At 55.1% G+C, this 19,148-nt stretch carries 18 protein-coding genes; 11 read left to right on the forward strand and 7 right to left on the reverse strand.

What is annotated here, in order from left to right:
- Nucleotides 1-33 precede the first annotated feature (33 nt).
- On the reverse strand, nucleotides 34-888 hold the full coding sequence (locus AAC632_RS05295) for a prephenate dehydratase (RefSeq protein ID WP_340244834.1): 855 nt from the start codon (nucleotides 886-888) through the stop codon (nucleotides 34-36).
- Nucleotides 889-992: 104 nt separating this feature from the next.
- On the opposite strand from AAC632_RS05295, the gene AAC632_RS05300 reads away from it, so the two are divergent.
- The 5 genes from AAC632_RS05300 to AAC632_RS05320 all read left to right on the forward strand — a co-directional run bounded on the left by AAC632_RS05300 (nucleotide 993) and on the right by AAC632_RS05320 (nucleotide 7,430).
- Nucleotides 993-1,520, forward strand: coding sequence for a c-type cytochrome (locus AAC632_RS05300; RefSeq protein WP_340297796.1), 528 nt, complete (start codon nucleotides 993-995; stop codon nucleotides 1,518-1,520).
- Nucleotides 1,521-1,701: 181 nt separating this feature from the next.
- Nucleotides 1,702-3,573 carry an extracellular solute-binding protein gene (locus AAC632_RS05305; protein WP_340297795.1) on the forward strand — a complete coding sequence of 624 codons (1,872 nt, stop codon included), beginning with the start codon at nucleotides 1,702-1,704 and terminating at the stop codon, nucleotides 3,571-3,573.
- A gap of 5 nt (nucleotides 3,574-3,578) precedes the next feature.
- Complete coding sequence (locus AAC632_RS05310; RefSeq protein WP_317656530.1) at nucleotides 3,579-4,733, forward strand: microcin C ABC transporter permease YejB; 1,155 nt, start codon at nucleotides 3,579-3,581, stop codon at nucleotides 4,731-4,733.
- Nucleotides 4,734-4,740: 7 nt separating this feature from the next.
- The gene (locus AAC632_RS05315; protein ID WP_340298759.1) at nucleotides 4,741-5,850 is read left to right on the forward strand and encodes an ABC transporter permease; all 1,110 of its coding nucleotides are present in this window, start codon (nucleotides 4,741-4,743) and stop codon (nucleotides 5,848-5,850) included.
- On the forward strand, nucleotides 5,847-7,430 hold the full coding sequence (locus AAC632_RS05320; RefSeq protein ID WP_340297794.1) for an ABC transporter ATP-binding protein: 1,584 nt from the start codon (nucleotides 5,847-5,849) through the stop codon (nucleotides 7,428-7,430). Before AAC632_RS05315 ends, AAC632_RS05320 begins: the two co-directional genes overlap by 4 nt.
- Before the next feature lie 68 nt (nucleotides 7,431-7,498).
- Here the strand turns inward: AAC632_RS05320 and AAC632_RS05325 are convergent, their stop codons facing one another.
- Complete coding sequence (locus AAC632_RS05325) at nucleotides 7,499-8,995, reverse strand: D-alanyl-D-alanine carboxypeptidase family protein (protein WP_340297793.1); 1,497 nt, start codon at nucleotides 8,993-8,995, stop codon at nucleotides 7,499-7,501.
- Between the two features lie 262 nt (nucleotides 8,996-9,257).
- Between AAC632_RS05325 and hemF the strand changes: the two genes are divergently transcribed.
- Nucleotides 9,258-10,139: an oxygen-dependent coproporphyrinogen oxidase gene (hemF, locus tag AAC632_RS05330; protein WP_340297792.1), complete on the forward strand. Its 882-nt coding sequence runs from the start codon at nucleotides 9,258-9,260 to the stop codon at nucleotides 10,137-10,139.
- On the opposite strand, the gene AAC632_RS05335 is transcribed toward hemF, so the two are convergent.
- Both AAC632_RS05335 and hemE read right to left on the reverse strand, forming a co-directional pair.
- Entirely contained in the window at nucleotides 10,136-11,194 is a 1,059-nt protein-coding gene (locus AAC632_RS05335) for a glycosyltransferase family 4 protein (protein ID WP_340297791.1), read from the reverse strand. The genes hemF and AAC632_RS05335 overlap by 4 nt on opposite strands.
- A 48-nt stretch (nucleotides 11,195-11,242) precedes the next feature.
- Nucleotides 11,243-12,271 carry a uroporphyrinogen decarboxylase gene (hemE, locus tag AAC632_RS05340; protein WP_340297790.1) on the reverse strand — a complete coding sequence of 343 codons (1,029 nt, stop codon included), beginning with the start codon at nucleotides 12,269-12,271 and terminating at the stop codon, nucleotides 11,243-11,245.
- A gap of 118 nt (nucleotides 12,272-12,389) precedes the next feature.
- Between hemE and hemC the strand changes: the two genes are divergently transcribed.
- A complete protein-coding gene (gene hemC, locus AAC632_RS05345; protein WP_340297789.1) occupies nucleotides 12,390-13,346 on the forward strand; it encodes a hydroxymethylbilane synthase in 957 nt (318 codons plus the stop codon).
- A gap of 78 nt (nucleotides 13,347-13,424) precedes the next feature.
- On the opposite strand, the gene AAC632_RS05350 is transcribed toward hemC, so the two are convergent.
- A complete protein-coding gene (locus AAC632_RS05350; RefSeq protein ID WP_340297788.1) occupies nucleotides 13,425-14,894 on the reverse strand; it encodes an ABC transporter substrate-binding protein in 1,470 nt (489 codons plus the stop codon).
- A 293-nt stretch (nucleotides 14,895-15,187) separates the two neighbouring features.
- On the opposite strand from AAC632_RS05350, the gene AAC632_RS05355 reads away from it, so the two are divergent.
- Nucleotides 15,188-15,373 (forward strand): hypothetical protein, encoded by a 186-nt coding sequence (locus tag AAC632_RS05355; RefSeq protein WP_340297787.1) that lies wholly within the window; start codon nucleotides 15,188-15,190, stop codon nucleotides 15,371-15,373.
- Here the strand turns inward: AAC632_RS05355 and AAC632_RS05360 are convergent.
- Complete coding sequence (locus AAC632_RS05360; RefSeq protein WP_340297786.1) at nucleotides 15,370-16,653, reverse strand: acetylornithine deacetylase/succinyl-diaminopimelate desuccinylase family protein; 1,284 nt, start codon at nucleotides 16,651-16,653, stop codon at nucleotides 15,370-15,372. The genes AAC632_RS05355 and AAC632_RS05360 overlap by 4 nt on opposite strands.
- Nucleotides 16,654-16,771: 118 nt before the next feature.
- On the opposite strand from AAC632_RS05360, the gene AAC632_RS05365 reads away from it, so the two are divergent.
- From AAC632_RS05365 to AAC632_RS05375, 3 genes are read left to right on the forward strand one after another with little or no spacing between them, the layout of a single operon-like run.
- Nucleotides 16,772-17,050, forward strand: a complete 279-nt coding sequence (locus tag AAC632_RS05365; protein WP_340297785.1) for a hypothetical protein — start codon at nucleotides 16,772-16,774, stop codon at nucleotides 17,048-17,050.
- Nucleotides 17,051-17,092: 42 nt separating this feature from the next.
- Nucleotides 17,093-17,695, forward strand: a complete 603-nt coding sequence (locus AAC632_RS05370) for a DUF1523 family protein (RefSeq protein ID WP_340297784.1) — start codon at nucleotides 17,093-17,095, stop codon at nucleotides 17,693-17,695.
- Nucleotides 17,696-17,706: 11 nt separating this feature from the next.
- On the forward strand, nucleotides 17,707-18,588 hold the full coding sequence (locus AAC632_RS05375; protein WP_340297783.1) for a LysR family transcriptional regulator: 882 nt from the start codon (nucleotides 17,707-17,709) through the stop codon (nucleotides 18,586-18,588).
- Here the strand turns inward: AAC632_RS05375 and AAC632_RS05380 are convergent.
- Complete coding sequence (locus AAC632_RS05380) at nucleotides 18,585-18,929, reverse strand: ArsR/SmtB family transcription factor (RefSeq protein ID WP_340261860.1); 345 nt, start codon at nucleotides 18,927-18,929, stop codon at nucleotides 18,585-18,587. The two genes, AAC632_RS05375 and AAC632_RS05380, sit on opposite strands and share 4 nt — an antisense overlap.
- Nucleotides 18,930-19,148 lie beyond the last annotated feature (219 nt).

Consider the following 19,148-nt stretch of genomic DNA (forward strand, 5'->3'; position numbering starts at 1 on the left):
TTGCGCGAGGCGCGATGGCAATGCAAGGGCGGATTAGGCCCCGTAATCGCGGCTAGGATCAGCGGGATAGCTGCCTAAGATTCGCAACTCGCTGGTGAAATATTCCAACTCTTCCAAGGCCAATTGCACGGCGCGATCATCGGGGTGCCCTTCGATATCGGCATAAAATTGTGTCGCCGAAAAGGATCCACCAACCATATAGCTTTCAAGCTTGGTCATATTCACACCATTGGTCGCGAAGCCGCCCATGGCCTTGTAAAGCGCCGCAGGGATGTTGCGCACACGAAAGACGAAGGTGGTCATCATATGTTCCGCGCGTGGGCGCAGATCGGCCTTTGGCTCCATGATCAAGAATCGCGTGCGGTTGCTGTCTTGATCCTCAATATGGCGGGCCAAAATATCGAGATCATAGATTTCAGCAGCAAGTTCCGAGGCAAGCGCGGCCTTGGCCTTGTCGCCCCATGCAGCAACATCGCGCGCGGCGCGGGCATTGTCGGTGGTTACACAGCCTTTAATGTTGTTTTCTTTCAAGAATTTTGAGCATTGCGGCAAAAGAACCAGATGCGACCACGCTTCTTTTACGTCAGAAATCTGGCTACCTTTGACACCCAAAAGATTGATGTGAACGCGCACAAAGGCCTCGCCCACGATATAAAGGCCACTTTCAGGCAACAGACGATGGATATCGGCCACACGGCCATAGGTCGTGTTTTCTACGGGCACCATTGCGGCTTGAGCATCGCCTTGGCGCACCGCATCCATCGTTTCCTCAAAGCTTGCACAGGGCAGCACATCCCAATCGGGGCGTGCTTCGCGGCAGGCTTGGTGAGAATAGGCACCAAGCTCTCCTTGAAAGGCGATGCGGCGTGGGTTTGCGGTGGCAGTCATAATAAATCTTTCAGATGGGCGTTCTGTCGCGCTTCCTATACCTTGCCATCTTATGATGGAAGACGATAGATAGCCTTCAACTCGGGCTAGAGAACGGGAACGACATGTTTGATACAATGACCATCACGAAAGCAGGCGCATCGCTTTGCGCAGCCCTGCTTGCACTTCTCCTCGCTGGTTGGGCCAGTGACGGGCTATATTCCGTTGGCACTGCAAGCCATGGTGAAGAACACGTTAGCGGCTATCCGATTGAAGTGGCAGATGCTGGTAGCGCCGAACCTGCCGAAGAGGTGGTTGAGGTTGCCTTTGCCGATGTATACGCCGCCGCAGATGCGGGCGCGGGTGAAGGCCTATTTCGCCAGTGTCAGGCCTGCCATTCTCTGGAGCAAGGTGCCAATGGTGTAGGCCCCTACCTTTATGGCGTTGTTGGCCGCGCCAAGCATTCGGTTGACGGATTCAACTATTCGGATGGCATCCGTGCGTTGGAAGGCGATTGGACACCAGAGAACCTCAATGGGTTCTTGGAAGCACCCCGCGAATATGCACCAGGCACCGCCATGGCCTATAACGGGATGCGCAAGGTCGAAGACCGCGCAAACCTGATTGCTTATCTCGCGACCATCGGCAACTAAGCTCGTCTCAAGAGATTGTATTTTTCAGAAGGCCGCCCTGACATGGGGCGGCTTTTTTCATTCACAGATTCGCGCGCAAACTTCATGGGGTCTGGTTCTTTGCTGTGTGATCGCTAAGTTATTAGGAAATGACATATCGCCCTCTAAGGGCGCACTCAGAGATAATGGTCGGGAGGTTGCGATGCACGAGAGACGGATGGTGCCTAAATCCTTGGCAACGGGCCTGATGGGGGCCGTGATAATTGGCATGGGTGTCACGCAGGCATTTGCGCAAGACTTGATCGAAACCCACGCCATATCTACCTTCGGAACACCAAAATACGTAGCGGATTTTGAGCATCTCGACTATGTGAACCCAGATGCGCCACAGGGTGGGGAGATGTCTTTTTCGTGGCCCTCGGGCACGTTTGACTCGCTGCACCCTTACACGCGCGTGGGTAATTCGGCGGTTTTGTCCTCGATTTTCTTTGAATCCATGCTGACAGGCACGGCGGATGAAATCGGCGCCTCTTATTGTCTTTTATGCGCAACCATGCGGTTTCCTGAGAACCGTGACTATGTGATTTTCACCCTAAGGCCAGAGGTGCAATTCTCAGATGGCACGCCTGTCACCTCGGATGATGTGCTGTTCTCTTACGAAATTCTGCGCGATGAGGGTTTGCCATCCTTCCGTGCATCTCTGCCCATGACTATTGAAAGTGCGGAGGTTTTGGGCCCGCGCGAGATAAAATTCACCTTCAATCCCGAAAGCCCGCTGCGTGGTCGGATTGAGGCGGCGGGTGGCTTGCCCGTTTTCAGCCGTGCTAGCCATGAGGCATCAGGTTTGGCCTTTGAAGACAGCCGCCTCACGCCCCTCATCGGCTCTGGGCCTTATGTTTTGGGCGAAGCGGATCCGGGTCAACGTGTGGTCTATGTTCGCAATCGGGACTATTGGGGAAATGATCTGCCCATCAATCGCGGGCGAAACAATTTCGATAGCATCCGAATTGAATATTATGGCGATGCGATTGCCGCCTTTGAGGGGTTTAAGGCGGGCAATTACCTGTTCCGTCAGGAATCCAGCAGCCAAACTTGGGCCACGGGTTATGATTTCCCGCGTCTGAATGATGGGATCATTATTCGCGAAGAATTGCACGATGGGTCGACCACTTCGGGTCAAAGCTTTGCGATGAATTTGCGGCGCGAAAAATTCGCTGACCCGCGTGTGCGCGAAGCGATTGCGTTGATGTTCAATTTTGAATGGACGAACCAGACCTTGTTCTATGGACTTTACGCGCCGAATACGAGTTTCTGGGAAAACACCTATTTGGCCGCGCATGGCCTGCCATCTGAAGCTGAGTTGGCGCTTCTAGACCCATTGCGGGATCAACTGCCTGCGCGGGTCTTTACCGAAGATGCCTTTGCCACCCCGCCCTCTGATCCTGATCGCAGTCTCGACCGCCGCGCCGCGCGCCGTGCCTCTGCCTTGCTTGAGGAGGCGGGATGGGTCGTTGGTGATGACGGGATGCTGCGTGACGCAAATGGCGCAACATTGGATGTGGAATTCCTAAATGCCAGTCCGTTGTTTGATCGGATCATCAACCCCTATGTCGAAAACCTACAGGCGATTGGGGTGAACGCCATTTTGACCCGCGTTGACCCTGCGCAATTGCAACAGCGGCAACGAGATGCGGATTTTGACATTATCACGGATCACTTTCCTATGGGCTTTGAGCCGGGATCAGGGTTGCGCCAATATTTTGGGTCGCTTGGGGCGGATGAGTCACTCTTTAACGTCATGGGTTTGGCCGATGAGGGTGTCGATGCCTTGATCGAAAAAGTGGTCGATGCTGAAACGCAGGAGGAGTTGACCCCCGCCGTGCAGGCGCTTGACCGCGTGCTGCGTGCCCATGTCTTCCGCGTGCCGCAATGGTATAACCCCAACCATTGGGTCGCCTATTATGACATCTATCGCTATCCCGATACGCTGCCGCCCTATGATCTTGGCTTCCTCGATTTCTGGTGGGTTGATCCCGCGGCTGAAGCCGCGCTCGAAGAACACGGCGTGTTGTAAGCTTTATGGCAAGCTATATCCTCAGACGTCTTTTGCTGATGATCCCCACATTATTGGGGATCATGGTGATCAATTTCGCCCTTGTGCAATTCGTGCCAGGTGGGCCGATTGAGCAGGTGATCGCACAGCTTGAGGGGGAAGGGGATGTATTTGCAGGCATTTCTGGCGGCGGCGGTGATGCAGGCGCGCAGATGGAGCAGGTCGGCAGCGACTACCAAGGCGCGCGCGGCTTGCCGCCGCAATTTTTGGATCAGCTGAAGCTAGAATTTAACTTCGCGCGCCTTGTTTGCGAAGATGGGTTTACGGGCACCCCTTCGTTGCGTGCGCCAGAATGTGTGGCCGAAGACATCCCTGCGATGGAGCGGTTTTTTCTTATGATGGGGGATTATCTGCGCTTTGATTTTGGCGACAGTTATTTCCGCTCAATCTCTGTGGTGGATTTGGTGATCGAGAAATTGCCTGTCTCCATCACCTTGGGGCTGTGGTCGACCCTCATCGCCTATTTGGTCTCGATCCCGCTTGGCATCCGTAAGGCGGTGCGCGATGGCAGCCGCTTTGATACTTGGACAAGCGGGTTGATCATCGTGGCCTATGCGATCCCTGGGTTTCTGTTTGCGATTTTGCTGTTGGTTTTGTTGGCGGGGGGCAGTTATTTTCAGATTTTCCCGCTGCGTGGTCTGACTTCGGACAATTGGGAAGATCTGAGCCTCTTGGGTAAGATCGGGGATTATTTCTGGCACATCACCCTACCTGTGCTTGCCTCAACCATTGCAGCTTTTGCCACGCTGACGCTTTTGACTAAGAACAGCTTTTTGGACGAGATCAAAAAGCAATATGTCATGACAGCCAAGGCAAAGGGGCTGTCGGAGGGGCGGGTGCTTTATGGGCATGTGTTCCGCAATGCAATGCTGATTGTCATCGCGGGCTTTCCCGCGGTTTTTGTGTCGGTATTTTTTGGCGGCTCACTGATCATCGAGACGATTTTTTCCCTCGATGGTTTGGGGCGTTTGGGCTTTGAAGCGGCTGTGAGCCGTGATTACCCCGTGATTTTCGGAACGCTTTTTGTGTTTGGGCTGATTGGTCTGGTCGTGGGGATCTTGTCCGATCTGATGTATGTTTGGATCGACCCGCGCATTGATTTTGAGACGCGGGAGGTGTGAGCGCATGATCACGCTCTCCCCTCTCAACCAACGCCGTTGGCGCAATTTTAAGGCCAATCGCCGCGCGCTTTGGTCATTGATGATCTTTCTTGTGCTTTACGGGATTAGCCTGTTCGCTGAAATCATTACCAATGATAAACCGATTTTGGTGCAATATCAGGGCGGCTATTACACGCCTATTTTCAACTTTTACCCTGAGACAGAGTTTGGTGGCGATTTCCGCACCGAGGCGGTTTATCGTGATATTGAGGTGCAATGCCTGATCATCTCGGGCGGGTCAGACGCCTGTTGGGATGATCCTGAAGGCGTGATTGAAACCGTTCAAACCACAGGGCGTGTTGATGGCGTAGAGGTTGTAAAAGGATGGCTCCTTTGGCCGCCTATTCCCTATAGCTACAATACCGTCAACGATATCGGGCGCGCGGCCCCATCGCCGCCTGACGGGAACCATTGGCTTGGCACGGATGACACCGCACGGGATGTTTTGGCGCGTGTGATCTACGGGTTCCGTCTTTCGGTGACATTCGCGCTGATCGTCACCGCGCTGGCCTCGATGATCGGAATCGCGGCAGGGGCGGTGCAGGGCTATTTTGGCGGTGTCATTGATCTTATTTTCCAGCGTGTGATCGAAATTTGGGGCGCGACCCCAAGCCTTTATATCATCATCATCGTCGCCGCGATTTTCACCATGGATTTCTGGCTCTTGGTGTTTTTGATGGTCTTATTCGGTTGGACATCCCTTGTCGGGGTTGTCAGGGCCGAGTTTTTGCGCGCCCGCAATTTCGAATATGTGCGCGCGGCCCGTGCGCTTGGCGTCTCGGATCGCGTGATTATGTTCCGCCATGTGTTGCCAAATGCGATGGTGGCCACGTTGACCATGCTGCCCTTTATCGTCACTGGCACGATTGGTTCCCTTGCTGCGCTAGATTTCTTGGGTTTTGGCCTGCCCTCATCCGCCCCGTCTTTGGGCGAGATGACCTTGCAGGCCAAAAACAACCTGCAAGCACCATGGTTGGCCTTCACGGCGTTTTTTGCCTTTGCGATCATGCTGTCGCTGTTGGTGTTCATTTTCGAAGGGGTGCGCGATGCGTTTGACCCTAGAAAGACGTTCCAATGAGCCTGCTGTCGGTCGAAAATCTACGCATCACCTTTCAGCAAGATGGGCGGCATATCGAGGCAGTGCGCGGTGTGTCTTTTCACATCGAGGCAGGGGAAACTGTTGCTTTGGTGGGCGAGTCTGGATCAGGCAAATCTTTGACCGCGCTTTCTACTGTATCGCTTTTGCCCGATGCGGCCGAAGTATCGGGCGAGGTGCGCTATCGCGGCGAAGGTTTGATCGGCGCGCCTGAGGCGCGGCTGCGCGCGGTTCGGGGCAATGATATAAGCTTTATCTTTCAAGAGCCGATGACATCGCTGAACCCCCTGCATACCATTGAAAAGCAACTGGGTGAGGCGCTGAGCCTGCATCAGGGCCTGAGCGGTGCAGAGGCGCGAGCGCGCAGTGTCGCGCTTTTGGAGAAGGTTGGTATCCCTGATCCTGCGGCGCGGCTCGGGGCCTATCCGCATCAATTGTCAGGCGGACAACGGCAGCGCGTGATGATTGCAATGGCCTTGGCCAACGGGCCTGAACTTTTGATCGCAGATGAGCCAACCACTGCGCTTGATGTCACCATTCAGGCGCAAATCCTTGATCTTTTGGCCGAATTGAAAACATCCGAAGGGATGAGCCTTTTGTTCATCACGCATGATCTCGGCGTTGTGCGCAAAATCGCGGATCGGGTTTGCGTGATGCAAGCGGGCGAAATTGTTGAACAGGGCAAAACAGCGGATGTTTTTGGGGCGCCTCAGCATCCATATACCCAAAAGCTTTTGGCGGCTGAGGCCACGGGCGCGCCTGCCCCTGTGGCAAAAGATGCGCCCGAAGTGATCGCATGTGACGCCTTGCGTGTTTGGTTTCCAATCACTGCGGGGCTGCTGCGCCGCAAAGTGGGGGATGTGAAGGCGGTGAATGCTGCCACTCTCTCAATCCGCGCAGGGGAGACAATTGGCATCGTGGGCGAGTCGGGATCAGGTAAAACCACGCTGGCGCTTGCGCTGATGCGCTTGATCTCGTCACAAGGGCTGATCCGCCTTGAGGGGCGAGACATTCAAAGTTTGAAAAGCGCGGCCATGAAACCCTTGCGCCGCGATATGCAGATTGTGTTCCAAGACCCTTATGGTTCGCTTAGCCCGCGCATGACGATTGAACAAATCATTGCCGAGGGGTTGAGCATCCATCACCCTGAAAGCAAATCCGCGCGACAAGACCGCGTGGCTGAGATTTTGCGTGAGGTGGGGCTTGATCCAGCCATGATGCATCGTTACCCGCATGAATTTTCGGGCGGTCAACGACAGCGCATCGCAATTGCGCGTGCGATTGTGCTTGATCCAAAGCTTGTCGTTCTAGACGAACCAACATCGGCACTTGATATGACGGTGCAAGTTCAAATCGTGGAATTGTTGCGCGAGCTGCAAGCAAAAAAGGGGCTGGCCTATTTGTTCATCAGCCATGATCTGCGTGTTGTGCGTGCCCTAGCCCATCGGATTTTGGTGATGAAGTCAGGCGATGTAGTCGAAATGGGCGAGGCAGCGCAGGTCTTTGATGCACCCGCCCACCCCTATACGCAATCGCTGCTACATGCTGTTATCAGCCATTAGATGACTGAAGAATGTAGTGCACTGCGCATCTTGCACAGTGATTTTGACAACAAACCTATAGCCGAAATTTACGGCCCAACTACCATGCAGGCTGTGTCGCGCGCCACAAGCCGTGCGCAGGCGCGGGTGGCTTCATCTTCTGTCATGCCCGCGAATTGCGCCTCAAAGCCACCTTGGCGCTGGGTAACATGGCGCAGGGCCTGTTGCAGCGAAGATTCCGACAAAGCCGTTTGCAGCAGCAAACGCTCAGCGGTATTCTGGGTGGGGTAACGCCCCAACGATATCGCATAGAGCCGCTCGCCCGTAGACGTGGCACGGGTCACAATTTCGGGCGCAGAAGGCAATGCGTTTTCAGAAAGTGCTGCCGCCAATTCGATTGGGCGTTGGCTTGGCAAAGGCGCCTCTTCTGGCGCAAGCGCGTCCTCATCTAAACTTGCAAGGGCGGGGCTTGGTGCGTCATCCACGATCACGGGTTGGGTGTCTGCCTCGCTGATGACAGAGGCCGCCCCTTCGGCACTGGGGGCTGCGGCTATGAGCGCCTCCTCAATTGCCACATCAATCGCGGCGAGTAAGGTTTCACTTGGCGGTGTAATTGGAAGCGGGCGCGGTTGCGGTACTAGGCTGCGCGCAACAACCCCTGAGGGGCGGATCGTGCGTGCAACTGGCCCGCGCTCGTAATCGCTGGCAGGCTCACTCCCGCCGCCGCCTGAGCCGCCTGAATAGACGGGGAAGCCTACCAATCTCAATTCGGCATGGGCAGGCGCGCGGGCAAAGCCCATATCCAATAACTCCGAGACGCGTTGGTTGCGCCATGCCGTAGATTGGCCGCCAAAGACAGTGGCAATGATGCGCACATTGCCGCGCTGGGCGGAGGCCACGAGGTTAAATCCTGCGGCGCGCGTATAGCCTGTCTTGATCCCATCGGCACCACGATAGGCCGACAAAAAAGCGCGGTTCGTGTTGCGCACAGTCGCGACACCTGCATCAGTCAAAAGGCGCGAGAACAGGTTATAATATTCTGGATAGTCATAAACCATGCGCCGCCCAAGCATTGTCATGTCATTAGCGGTCGACAAATGGCCCTCCGCAGTTAGGCCATGGGCATTGCGAAATGTTGTGCGCGTCATCCCCAGGGCTTCTGCGGTACGGGTCATGCGCCGTGCAAAAGCTGCCTCTGACCCCTCAATCGCTTCGCCAATGGCCGTTGCAGCGTCATTGGCCGAGCGCACAGCCGCCGCGCGCACCAAATAGCGTAGGCGAATTTGCTGGCCACCGCGCAAACCGAGTTTCGAGGGGGGTTCTGCGGCCGCGTTTTGCGACACCGTAACCAAGGTGTCCATGGTAATTTCGCCAAGCCGCACCGCCTCAAAAGCGATGTAAAGCGTCATCATCTTGGTCAGAGAGGCGGGGTGCAGCCGTGTATCCGCATTACGCGAATGCAAAACCTCGCCCGTTCGTGCGTCAATCACCATAGCCGCATAAGGCGCGGCCTTTACGGGTGTCGCAGCGAAAAAGACAACAATTAAAAGCCCCAAGAGGGCGGAAAAAAACCGATTATATGCCACGAGACCTGCTCACTCTGCCTCAATTAACCGTCTGGCGCGGTAGTTATCCTCTGACACTACGGCAGAAGTTTGAAAAAATCCATGATAAACTATTGGAAGGTTTCAGCTTTCTTGATCACAAGAAATTTGCGGCGTGGTGTGGGCCCGATGCTTGCATTTGCAAGCGTATTTTTCATATTTCATTCGGATTTTTGCTTTCAGCGCGTGACCTTATGTCAAAGGTGGTGTTAGGTATGTGCAATACAACTGTAGGACGATTTGCATGACCGATCCCTTTGATGAGCGCAAAGCCCGCGCTGCCGCGTGGTTTAGGCAATTGCGCGATGATATCGTGGCTGCGTTTGAAGATTTGGAAGACCGCCACCACAGCGCCGATGCGGTGGGACGATTTGATGTGTCGCAGACCAAACGTCATTCTGAGGATGGCAGCGATGCAGGGGGCGGCCTCATGAGCGTGATGCGCGGGGGCAGGGTCTTTGAGAAGGTCGGTGTCAATGTGTCCACTGTGCATGGCACATTGGGCGCGCGCGCCGTAGCGGCAATGTCTGCGCGCAAAGATATGGAAGGCCTGCGGGATGACCCGCGCTTTTGGGCTTCGGGTATCAGCTTGGTTGCGCATATGAACAACCCGCATGTCCCTGCGGTGCACATGAATACACGCATGTTCTGGACGCCGCACGGGTGGTGGTTCGGGGGCGGTTCTGACCTCAACCCTTGCATCGAATATGAGGAAGACACAGCAGATTTTCACGCTGTTCTCAAGGCGCATTGCGACAAGCATGGTGACGACATCTATCCCCGTTTCAAAGCATGGGCAGATGAGTATTTCTATGTGCCGCATCGTGGTCGTGCGCGTGGGGTCGGTGGGATTTTCTACGATGATCTGAACACGGGCGATTGGGAGGCAGATTTCGCCTTTACCCAAGATATCGGTCGTGCCTTTCTGCCCGCTTTTTTAGGCGTGGTCGAAAAACGGCGCGAGATGAAGTTTAATGAGGCGGATCGTGACGTTCAGTTGATTCATCGCGGTCTCTATGCCGAATATAATCTCGTTTATGATCGCGGCACAAAATTTGGCCTCGAGACAGGCCATGATGCCAATGCTGTTTTGATGAGCCTGCCGCCTTTGGCGAAATGGGTTTAAGTCTCGTTCAAGAGGCGCTGATAGACTGAGATAATCGCATCTGCTTCGCGTTCTAGCGAAAAGTGATCAACCATATGGGCGCGGGCAGCCGCGCTCATTTTGCTGCGCAACGGTGCATCCTGCAAAAGGTGGTCAATCTGAGTCTCTAGCGCCGCTTGGTCTTCAATCCCGACCAGATACCCGGTTTCCCCATCGCGGATCAGTTCTTCGAATGCACCTGCGCGGGTGGCTATTACGGGAACACCACAGGCCATTGCCTCGAGCGGGGTTAAGCCAAACCCTTCGTGTCGCTGCGGGGCCACAAACAGATCCACCGCCTGATAATAGGGAATAATCTCATGCGTTGGAACTTCGGCTGGGAAATGAACCCGCCCTGTAAGACCCGCTGCAGCGATCTTTGCCTTTAGCGCTTTCAGATAGTCTTTATGCCGATCGGTTGCGCGGCCCAAGATAACCGCCTCTGCCCCCTCATGTTTGGGCAGAAGGTTGATCATTGCATCCACAAACCGATCTGTCCCTTTTGAGGGGCGAATACGGCCATAACATCCGATCAATGGCCCTTTGCCAAAGCCAAGCTTGGCTTTCAGCGCGCTGTGATCGGGCGCAGGGCTGAACGCGTGAACATCAATTCCGTGCAAAATCACAGTTGCGGGTCGATCTAAGAAAGCCGCCGTTTTCTGAGACGTAGCGATCACATGATCCATCTGGCCAATCAGCCATTTCGTGTAGCGCGTGTGGTTTCGTTGTGATGCGGAGGTGAACAGCAGTTTTAACCGCTTTCCAAAAACATGCTTCAGCACGATCCCCGCCAACATTTCATTATTGCGCCTTGCGTGCCAGACGCGCAGGCCATGTGGCCCGTTTTTCGGCATTGTAAGCAGATTATTGAGCGGGATTTGTGGCAAGCCTGCGGGCAAGCCGCGCCCCACGACGGCTATCGCCACCTTTTCAGCTTGATGCGGCACGAGGCGCACAATGGTCGCTGTCACCCCAGACAAGCGTTGCTTGAAATTGGGGGCGAGGATGTCGATTTGATCAATCCGTGGGTGCGCCATGCCCCGAGCGTTACCGCGCAAACGCGGCATGGGCAAGCGCCGCGCGACTTACGCGCGGCGAATTTCCTCAAGCAGAACGTGCACATTTTCAGGATCAGCTTCAGGTGTAATGCCATGGCCGAGGTTGAAAATATGAGGCCCGTTTTTCAGTGCGTCCACAATGCGTCGCGCCTCTTGGCGCAAGGCATCACCGCCTGTGATCATCAGCTTGGGGTCAAGATTGCCCTGCACGCAGCCATCTTTTTGTAAATGCTGGGCCGCCCATGTCGCATCAACACTCGTGTCGAGGGCCAAACAATCCGCACCGACAGCCTTTGCGAAGCCGATATATTTGTCGCCTGCCTCACGCGGGAATGTGATAACGGGCAAGCCTGGAAAACGCTTCTTCATCTCTTGGGTTATCTTTTTCGCGGGCTCTAGCGCATATCGGTCAAAAGCCTCGCCTTTCAGCGAGCCTGCCCAACTGTCAAAGATTTTTACAACCTCTGCGCCGGCTTCGACCTGCTTTGAGAGATATTCGATGGTCGCATCGGTCAGCAGATTGATGAGCGCGTCAAAAGTTGCAGGATCTTCTTGGCGCAGTTTATGTGCGGGCGCTTGGTCGGGTGTGCCGCGCCCTGCGATCATATATGTGGCCACTGTCCATGGCGCGCCTGCAAAGCCAATGAGTGTGGTCTCTCTGGGCAATTCTTGCGACAAGATTTTAACGGTTTCATAAACGGGCGCGAGATGGTCGTGGATTTCGTCCTTGCCCTTCAAAGGCTTTAAGCCGTCTGGCCCAGTGATTGTAGAGAGGCGTGGGCCTTCACCCGTGACAAACCACAAATCCGCGCCAAGCGCATCGGGGATCAATAGAATATCTGCAAAGAGAATTGCAGCATCGAACCCGTAGCGGCGGATTGGTTGCAAGGTGACTTCTGCCGCCAGATCGGGTGTGTAGCAGAGCGAAAGAAAATCCCCAGCCTTTGCGCGTGTCGCGCGATATTCGGGCAAGTAGCGCCCCGCTTGGCGCATCAGCCAGACGGGTGGGGTGGGGAGGGTTTCGCCGCTCAATGCGCGCAGAAGTGTTTTTGTCATGGTCGATCCGATTTTCTTGTACCAAATTTCTTTGGATGTAGGCTCAATCCTGTCCTAACCTGCCCAAGCCATGCTGTCTATGGTTGTCATGTCAAGTTGACAGAGTTAGAAAGAACCCATGAAAAACGAACGACCAACTCCCGCCTCTCCGCTGCGCATTGGCACGCGTGGTTCTCCCCTTGCTTTGGCGCAAGCCTATGAGACGCGCGCGCGGCTTGCGGCGGCCTTTGATCTTCCACATGAGGCCTTTGAAATTGTGGTTATAAAAACCACAGGTGACAAGGTTTTAGACCGTCCCCTCAAGGAAATTGGCGGCAAGGGTCTGTTCACTCGCGAGATAGAAGAAGACCTGCTATCTGGGGCGATTGATATTGCGGTGCATTCCATGAAGGATATGCCCGTGTTGCAGCCCGAAGGTTTGCTGCTTGATTGCTACCTCCCGCGCGAGGATGTGCGCGATGCATTTGTGTCACTTGAATTTGACAGTCTCGATGCCTTGCCCGCTGGCACGAAGGTTGGCTCATCTTCGCTGCGTAGACGTGCGCAATTGACTGCGCGCTGTCCTGATCTCGAGGTGGTCGAATTTCGTGGCAATGTGCAGACGCGAATGAAAAAACTGGAGGGCGGGGTCGCAGGAGCCACGTTTTTGGCGCAGGCAGGTCTTAATCGATTGGGCATGGCCGATGTCGCGCGTTCTGCCATTTCACCCGAAGATATGCTACCAGCTGTTGCACAAGGCGCTATCGGGATTGAGCGGCGCGCGAATGATCCCCGCACGGCCGAGATGTTGGCCGCTATTCATGATCGCGACACTGGCATCAGGCTTGCGGCAGAGCGCGCGTTTTTGGCGGGGCTTGATGGCTCATGCGAAACCCCGATTGCAGGTCTGGCCGAGATTGATGGCCCTATGTTGCGTCTGCGCGGCGAGATATTGCGCCCCGATGGCAGCGAGGTCTTGAGCGAGGATCGCAGCGCCCCCATTGCTGAGGCCGCGAAGCTTGGCGCGGATATGGCGCGAGATTTACGCGCGCGCGCAGGTGAAGGATTTTTTGATTGGATCACCGCCAAGGCTTGAGGCGCGCGTGACAAGAGATGAAAAAAGCCCCGCTTCGCAGATGCAAAGCGGGGCTTTTTTAACGGGACATCGCGTGCCCTAGTCCCAAGAGACGCCTGTCAGATCATTGGCCTGTGTCGGCGAATTTTCCCAAAGACCACGGATGCGCGCATCCGCAACCCCTGTTTTGGCCAACTGAAACAGGTAGCCGTTCACATAATCATCCGCGATCATGCGCTGCATTTGTCCGAGCAAGTCGCTGCGCGCAGCAGGATCGCTTTCCAAGGTCAGCGCCTCGTTCAGCGCAACAAACTCGGGACGGGCATATTGGAAATAGTAATCCTCTCGCGCATAGATGCCGATATCCATCGGTTCGGTATGGCTGACGATGGTGAGATCAAAATCGCGACCACGGAACACCTGCTCGAGCCACTGCGCCCATTCTAGATTGGTGATTTCTGTCTCAATGCCAATCTCACGCAGTTGGGCCGCAATGATCTCTCCACCACGGCGCGCATAGGCTGGCGGGGGTAGCATCAGACGCAATGTTACCCCGTCTAGCCCTGCCTCTTGCAGCAAAGCACGCGCGCGTTCTGGGTCGTAATTCGATTGCGCGGTCAGATCGACATAGTCGGGATTATGCGGCGCGAAATGTGTGCCAATGGGTGTGCCATAGCCAAACATAGCCCCGTCAATAATGTCCTGCCGATTGATCGCGTACGAAATCGCCTCTCTCAGGCGGATATCATCAAGCGGGCTTTGCTTGTTGTTCATCGCCAAAATTGTCTCGCCTTCGGTCGAGCCGACAATCACGTTGAAGCGCGGGTCTGCCTCGAATTGGGTCAAAGTTTCAGGCGCTGGGAAATTTGGGAAAGCATCGACATCACCTGCCATCAATGCGGCATAGGCGGCATTTGGATCCGTGATGAAGCGGAAGGTTGCGCTGTCGAGCGCGATGGGCGTGCCCCAATACGCGGCATTGCGGGCCAGTTCCATGCGATCCCCTTGCACCCAATCGACAAAGCGGAAGGGGCCTGTGCCAATGGGGTTGGTCGCGTTTGTCTCTGCGCTTTCGGGGGCCACGATCACCGCATCCCCCCAAGCCATCTTGAACAAAAAGGCCCCATCAGGGGCGTTTAGCGTAACCACAACGGTGTCAGGGCTTTCTGCGACAACAGAGGCGATACCTGCAAAGAGGGCGGCCTGTGCGTTGGTGGTGCCCTCAGCGCGGGCCCGATCTAGGCTAAAGACCACATCATCCGCATTCATGTCGCTGCCATCGTGAAACTGCACATTTGGCGCGAGGGTGAAGCGATAGGTCAAACCATCGTCTGAAATTTCCCATGACCGCGCAAGCGCAGGTTGCACAGAGCCGTCAGGGCCGAACCGTGTCAGGCCTTCAAAAACATTGGCATAGACCACCTCATCAATGGCCGCTGCTGCACCTGCTGTAGGGTCGAGATTTGGCGGCTCAAGCACCATCCCGATTTTGATGCTATTGCCTTGCGCAAAGGCGCATGTGGTGGAAATGATCAACGCCGTTGCGGCGGATGTTAGAAACCGAACCATGTGGCCCTCCCGCGAAAGTTCACAGGGCCATCGTAGTGCCGCAAGGCTTGGTCTGGCAAGCGTTCTGGTTGTATTGCGGCCTGCTTGCTGTGCCTTTTGGGGGAATTGGGATAGGCGGAAGGCTGCGCATACTGTCGCAGAACTGTCATTTCCGACTCGCTCGAATCGTAACGAGAGGTTAACGCTCTGAAACGGATCGGCACTTGCTGGTTCTGATAAGCCCCTCGAGCATAGTGCGAGATACGCTTTGCGGCGATGCGCTAAGACGAGGGTCGAACTCGGGAGATACGCATATGGTATGCGATACAGCACAGACTATCCTCGCCCTGTCTGCCGAAGAGGTCAGTAGTTTCGTAAAAGAGCAAGCCAGCAGCCGCAAACTTTCGCAGCTGATGAAGGCTTTGAACGATGCGGCCCTCAAGGGTGACAAGATCGCGCAACGCGCGATTGAGCATATGGGTTTTGTTCTTCAGCCCTAAGCTGTTGGTAGCAATTCTACCAAGGTCAGCGCCATAACAAGCGCGCTGTCTGCCATGTCATCAACCCCAACCCATTCATCGGGTTGGTGAGCAAGCTCCAAAATACCTGGCCCGTAGGCGATGCAGTTTTTCAACCGACCAATGCGGTCGATATGTTTTTGGTCATAGGTGCCTGGGCTGACCACATATTCCGCTTTTTGGGCCAACACGCGTTCGATGGCCTGGCCCACCGATTCCACAAGCGGGCTGCTTTCATCCGTCATGCTCGGTTGCACCTCGAACAGATCGGAAATCTCGTAGTCAAATCGGGGGCGGCTGGCTTTGATTTGCTCTAGCATATCGGTCAATTCCGCTTTGACCGCTGCGATGTCCTCTTCAATCAAAAAGCGGCGATCAATCACGATGCGGCAGCGATCTGCAACACATGGTGCGGGCAGGCCAGTGTAATCCTCGGCCTGTTCAGCCTCGCCCCCATGGATTGAATTGATATTCAGCGTGGATTGGCGCGCCTGCGGCGGCACTACTGGCATTGCAGTGGTTTTCCCTGCGAGGAGTGGCAAAAGATGCGTTTCTATTTCTGCGAGAACCGCGCCCATGTGAGAGATGGCGCTGTCGCCCAAGAATGGCATTGAGCCATGCGCGATGCGCCCCTTCGTTTCGACCTGTGCCCACCAAACGCCACGATGGCCAAGGCAGATGCGGTCTTTTTGCAAAGGTTCGGGGATAATGACATGCTGAACGCGGGCGGGGTCAAATCTGCCCTGCTCGGCCAGATAGGCAACGCCGCCAAAGCCACCTGACTCCTCATCTGCGGTGGCAGAAATTTCAATCGCACCTGCGAATTTTGGGTAGGTGGCAATAAAGGCCTCAGCTGCGATGATTGAGGCTGCAAGCCCACCTTTCATATCGCACGCCCCGCGCCCGTAGATGCGGCCATCTTCGAGAACCCCACCAAAAGGCGGCTTCGTCCATCCATGCCCAACCTCCACGACATCGTGATGGCTGTTGAAATGAACGGTGTCCCCCGCTGCGCCGCCCTCATAGCGCGCCACCATGTTCCATCGTGGATATGTATCGCTATCGGCAAGCGCGCCTGTGGCGCGGATTAATTCAACCGTGAACCCCGCTGCCTCCAAGCGCTGTTTGAGATAGTCGCAAATTTGGCGATAGTTTTGACCGGGCGGGTTGAGGGTGGGGATGCGGATCAAATCTTGGGTCAGTGCGATCAAATCGTCCCGCCGTACGGCAATCGCAGTTTCAAGTTGATCTTTGCTGTCCATTTTTGCCCCACCTTCTGTCTTTTTCAGCTTGCTGTGGGAATTTGCGCATTGCAAGCCCGTGCAAATTTTTGCGCCGTGCCTATATCAAGGATGAGACACGGATCTGGGAGAACAGGGTGTGATTATTCGCATAGCCTTGCTGATGGCGGTGCTTTTGACAGTGGTCTTTGTATCGCTTTATTTTTATTTGCGCGCAGGCCAGCGTGAGGCCTTAATCGCGGAATGGCAAAAGCGGGATCCGTCTGATGCCGTGAATGAGCATCGTGAGGATTGGATTAATCGCCGTCTGGCAGGATCTATGCGTAAAATCGCGCTGCGTTTGGCGGTTGTGGTTTATGCTTTGCCACTGGCGGCGCTGTTCCTTTATGTTGGGTTCACCGATCCGTTCGCGCCTTAGGGGGCGCAATGGGAAAATAAACGACAAAGGGGCAGGCGGCGCATGCGTTGGCCACGGATCATAGCATTACTGATATTGGGCGCGCTCCTTGTCGCGTTCTTCCACTACACGCTGCCGCAGCGTGATATTTTGCGGATCACGCAGACAGAAATCATCAGGCAAGATTTTTCAGGCCTCAACCGCATCTTCTACGCGCGCGGCGATACAGGCAGCGCACAACTCGCATCGCGCGATTTGCGTTTGATCAATACGGTCGATGCGCAGGGCGAGGTTCACGTGTTCCGCAATGAGGATACGGGCTTTGGGTGGCCTCCTTATTTCAAGTTGGACAGCTCAGACCTGCAGGCCGAAGCGGCAAACCTGATTTCGACTGCGGCTGACCCGATTTGGGTAGCGGTTACCCATTACGGATGGCGTTCGCGCATTTTGACGACCTATCCCAATGCTGTGGCCTTGCGTCAGGTGGCAGGGCCAGATGTGACGCTGATCCCATGGATGCCGATTACAATTCTCGTCCTTCTTTTGGTTGTCTTGTTGGTCCTATGGCGCTTGTGGGAGCGGTTTGAAGCCCGCATTCTTGATCCGCTTTATGACAGGTCGGCTGTGTTTTGGTCGAAAAGCCGTGATCGTTTAAGCGGCAAGTAAAGGGTGCGATGATGGATGCATGGGATGAGGTGCGCACGGCTTATCATGTGGCACGACTGGGCACGGTGTCTGGGGCCGCAGATTATCTATCGGTGCATCATGCTACAGTGATCCGTCATATAGATGCGCTTGAAGGGCGTCTTGGGGTGCGGTTGTTCCATCGTCATGCACGCGGCTACACCCCCACCGAGGCCGGGCAGGATTTGCTTGCGACTGCCGCTGAAACTGAAGCGCGGTTTTCACAATTGGCCTCGCGCATTGCAGGGCAGGGCGATACGCTGTCGGGGGAATTGGTGCTGACCGCGCTTGGCTTTGTGGCGCAGTTGTTGATGCCCGCATTGGCCGAATTGCAAAACGATCATCCAGATTTGCGCATTCGTTTGGTGACGGATGAACGCGTCTTTCGGATGGAATTGGGCGAGGCGCATATTGCCATTCGTGCAGGGTCTGCCCCATCGGAGCCTGATAATGTCGTGCAGCCCTTTTTCACGCTCAGGGCGCGTCTTTGTGCAACCAAGTCCTATCTCGAACAGCACGGGCCATTCAGCCCAGAAACAGCAGCGCAGCATCGCTTTGTTGCAACCACTCAAGCCGATAGCCGCGCGCCGTTTTTAAGATGGCTCAAGGATCATGTGCCTGAAGATGCAATCGTGTTTCGGGCCTCCGATTTCGCGAGTGCGATTGAGGCGGTTCATGCGGGGATCGGCATAGGCTTTGCGCCGGCCTTTGCCCTTGAGCAAAATGCAGACTTGATTGAGGTAATGCCCTCACTGGACGAATGGAATTCTTCTGTCTGGTTGGTCACCCATGTCGATTTGCATCGCAGCCCAAAGGTGCAGCGCGTCTTGGCCTATCTTAAAGATAACGCCAAAAATATCGTGGGGACCGTTTAACCGCCCTGCGTATCAGCCCCATTCAATTCGCGGGCGAGAAAGGCTTCGAACTCGTCTAGGTGGATGGGTTCGAATTGACCAAACCCCTGCATCCAAACACTTGCGGCGCGCAGCGCGTCAGGCTCGAGTTTGCACCACTTGACCCGTCCCCGCTTTTCTTGGGCAATCAGTCCCGCATGGGCAAGGATGGCGAGGTGCTTTGAGATCGCAGCCAGAGACATTTCAAACGGTTCCGCCACATCGGTCACGGCCATGTCATCTTCCAGCAGCATCGACAAGATCGCGCGGCGGGTTGGGTCTGCCAAGGCAGCAAAGGTCAGATCTAGGGAACTGGTGCTCATATTGGCATCCTATCCTGCCTTCTGAGGCAATCGTCAACCATTTGGTTGAATATGGGAAATTGTCGAAAATTGCCGCAGACCTTCTGACGGGTGGATTTGACCAACTTGTCGCAGGTAATTTTATTATTTTATATTCAATATCTTATGCATTTCTCTGCGGGTGCAAAGTTTCGTTGACTCTGGCGCGGCCTGTTCTTAGGTTCCGCGCGACACCTGAGG

The organism is Roseobacter sp. HKCC-CH-9351 (assembly GCF_037830295.1).
In the GTDB taxonomy this organism is placed as follows: domain Bacteria; phylum Pseudomonadota; class Alphaproteobacteria; order Rhodobacterales; family Rhodobacteraceae; genus M30B80.